The organism is Methanospirillum sp., from assembly GCF_028679455.1.
In the GTDB taxonomy this organism is placed as follows: Archaea; Halobacteriota; Methanomicrobia; order Methanomicrobiales; family Methanospirillaceae; genus Methanospirillum.
Window position 1 is genome coordinate 1 of the sequence record NZ_JAJRBM010000036.1, and the last position, 3,749, is coordinate 3,749.

General features: G+C 42.9%; 1 protein-coding gene. It reads left to right on the forward strand.

Annotated elements, in window-relative coordinates; genetic code table 11:
• Positions 1-3,749, forward strand: a 3,749-nt coding sequence (locus tag LUQ50_RS01010; protein WP_300034835.1) for a PAS domain S-box protein, incomplete at both ends; no start/stop codon positions are given.

Genomic DNA, 3,749 nt, shown 5'->3' on the forward strand with positions numbered 1-3,749 from the left:
CAGTTTACAGAGTTATCACATAAAATCAGGCAGGCAATAGGAAAAAAACAGGCAGAGCAGGCTCTTCAGGACTCCAGGAAAGAACTCGCTGACATCATTGATTTCCTTCCTGATTCAACTTTTGCCATTGACATCAACGGCAGGATCATCGCATGGAACCGGGCAATTGAAAAATTAACCGGCATTCCTTCCTCAGAGATGATGGGAAAAGGAGAACATGCATACGCAATTCGGTTTTATGGTGATCCCCGCCCGGTGCTCATCGATCTTATTAAAGAACCTGACGAAACCATTGAGCAGTTTTATCCGAATATGTACCGGACAGGTACTTCTATTACTGCAGAGACTATGCTTCCTCTCCCGAAGAGAGAACTAATCCCGGTACTCATTAACGCATGTCCTCTCTATAACCAGGCCGGAACAATCACCGGAGCGATTGAATCTATCAGGGATCTTTCAGGTTTCAGAAAAATTGAGGAGGAGAAAAACTGGTTCGGATCTATTCTTGAGAAGTCGGTTAATGAGATCTATATCTTTGATGCAGTCTCTCTCAAGTTCATTAACGCCAACCAGGGAGCCAGGAGAAACCTCGGTTATACCCTTGACGAACTCCATAGTTTGACCCCTTTAGATCTCAAACCCGAATTAACCCTTGAGTCGTTTGAAGCCCTGATTACCCCACTAAGGAGTGGAGATACTGAAGAAGTAGTTTTTTTTACCGTGCATCAGCGAAAGAACAAAACACTCTATCCAGTTGAAGTTCATCTGCAGTTCTCCTTGAGCGGAGACACGCCGGTATTTGTAGCGATTATTCTGGATATCACAAAACGAACCAAATCAGAAGTGGCCCTTCAGGAGAGTGAATTGCGGTTTCGATCACTCATTCAGAATTCTTCAGACATAATCAGAATTCTGGACAAAGATGGGGTTATCATTTTTGACTCCCCTTCCTCATCAATTATCCTTGGATACCCAGAGGGGTTTCTCATCGGATCGAAAGGATTTGACTATATCCACCCTGAAGATCAGTTACGGGTACAATCAGATTTTCGTGACGTATGTCTTGAGCAAAACACTCACATACCTACTGAGTACCGAATTCGCAGAGCAGACGGGACATATCTTTATGTCGAATCCATCGCACTCAACCGGATTGGGTTTGCAGGTATCGATGGAATTATCGTCACGATCCATCCGATACAGAATCAAAAAATGGCTGAGATGGAGATCCGGAAGATGGCTGATGATCTCTCCGCAGCATATGAAGAACTTGCATCGACTGAAGAGGAACTCAGACAAAATTATATTGAACTCGTAAAAAAGGAGCGGACTCTTGCAATGAGTGAAGAACGCTTCAGAAACATGGCTGAACGTTCTTCTGACCTGATTTTAATCCTCGATACCACATTTAGGGTAACCTATGCCTCACCGTCTTCACTGACAATCATCGGATATACTCCCGAAGAATTGAGAGAACAATCCCCAGAACTTGCTGTTTCCACCATATTTTCACCGAATACCACCAAATTCAAGGAGATTGTACAGTCCGCGATGGACGGAGAACCGATTGAATCGATTGAGATCAGGATCACCAAAAAAGAGGGAACCGCTGCATATGTTGCGATGAGTGCGGTTCCAGTAATCCGGGATGGGGTTCTGACCGGTGCACAGGTATCAATGCGTGATGTTACCAGAGCGAAACTGAATGAAATCGCACTCATAGAAAGTGAAACAAAATACCGGACCCTCTTCAACGATGCCATCCTCGGAATTTTCAGATCAACTCCGGAAGGTCAGTATCTCGATATGAACCCAGCTTTTGCTCATATAGCCGGATATAATTCACCTGCAGAAATGATGCAGGATATCAATAATATTCAAACCCAACTTTATGTCAGGCCTGAAGATAGGCAGACGATATACAAATTACTGAGCACTGCGGGAGAGATCAGAGGATTTGAGACAGAAATTCTGCATCGGAGCGGGGATACGATCTGGATATCTATCAACGCAAAGGGAATCAGGGATGCTGATGGTGATATTCTCTGGTATGAAGGCACTATTGAGGATATCTCCTCACGCAGGAAGGCTGAAATTGAAGTTGCCCACAAAAATGATGAACTACAGGCATCCCTTGAGGAATTATCCGGAGCAGAAGAGGAACTGAAGGAACAGTTGAATGAGATCTATGCTGCGCATATCGAAATAAAAGAGCGGGAGCTGAAATATCAACAACTCTTTGAAGCAAGCGAAGCAGGAATTGCCCTACATGAGATTGTTTATGATGAGAACAGGATTCCTATTGACTACCTGTTTCTTGATGTAAATCCTGCCTTTGAAAAAATTACCGGAGTGGATGCCAATAATTTGATAGGAAAAACTATTTTAGAGGTTTTTCCTGCCACTGAACCATACTGGATAGAGAACTACGGCCGTGTAGTTCTTACAGGAAAGACTACCCATCTGGAAAACTTTCACCACGATATCGGGAAATATTTTGAGGTTACAGTATATTCGATACAAAATAGCAAAATTGTAGCCCTGATTCAGGATGCATCCGAAAGAAAACGATATGAGATTCATCTTCGCGAGACAAATGCCTACCTTGACAACCTGATATCTAATGCAAATGTTCCCATCATTGTTTGGGACCCCTCCTTAATGATCACAAGACTGAATCATTCATGTGAATTATTGATAGGACGACTGGAACAGGATGTGGTAAAGAAACCGATTAGCATGCTCTTTCCTCCAGAACAGATTGAAGCTTCGATGCGACTCATCCGTACGACACTTGAGGGAGTCAGATGGGATACATTGAAGATTGATATTCAGCATCTTGACGGTTCGAGAAAATCAGTCATATGGAACTCGTCAACCATATATGGCCCTGATGGGAGTACTCCGGTTGCCACCATCGCCCAGGGACGAGATGTCACGAACGAATTACTTCTGGAGTCTGAAAAAGGGGCTGCAGCGTTACAAATTCAGGAAAATATCGCTAAACTAGCTATCCTGAACGATGGGATAAGAAATCCACTCACGATAATATTATTATACGCCGATCAGACCGGGAATCCAGAGATAATTGAGAACATTCAGTCACAAATTAAGCACATCGATGAGATGGTCTCCAACCTTGATAGTGAATGGGTTCGTTCGGTTAAAATTCTGGAGTATTTACGTAAGCATGGAGATTTTGTTAATGAATTTTACCCAGTCCCCTCAACTCATACCTTTGACCCCTGCAAATCTTTTCAGCAGAATAATTCCAGAAAAAATCTTCCGATACATAAAGAGGGTATATTTATTGAAGAGATTCAGGCCCAACTCTATATTATCCTCGACAGTATTGATGCATTAATCTATGTCACAGATATAGAAACCCATGATCTTCTTTATCTCAATAATGTTGGAAGGCGGATGTATGGGGATGTCATCGGGAAAAAATGTTTTAAAGCGATTCACAATGGATTGGATAAACCGTGTTCATTTTGTCAAAATCATCATCTGATGAACAAATCCGTTCCAACCGGGGTACACATTTGGGAGTATTACGATGGGGATCTGAAGAGATGGTTTGAAAACAGGGACCGAGCAATCTGCTGGACAAACGGGAGAATAGCTATACTTAAAATAGCAACAGATATCACTGACCGCAAGCTGAATGAGAGGGCTCTGCTGGAGAGTGAGGAAAATGCATGGGCTCTTATCAATGCCCCCGATGAATCTATCTTATTGGTTCAATC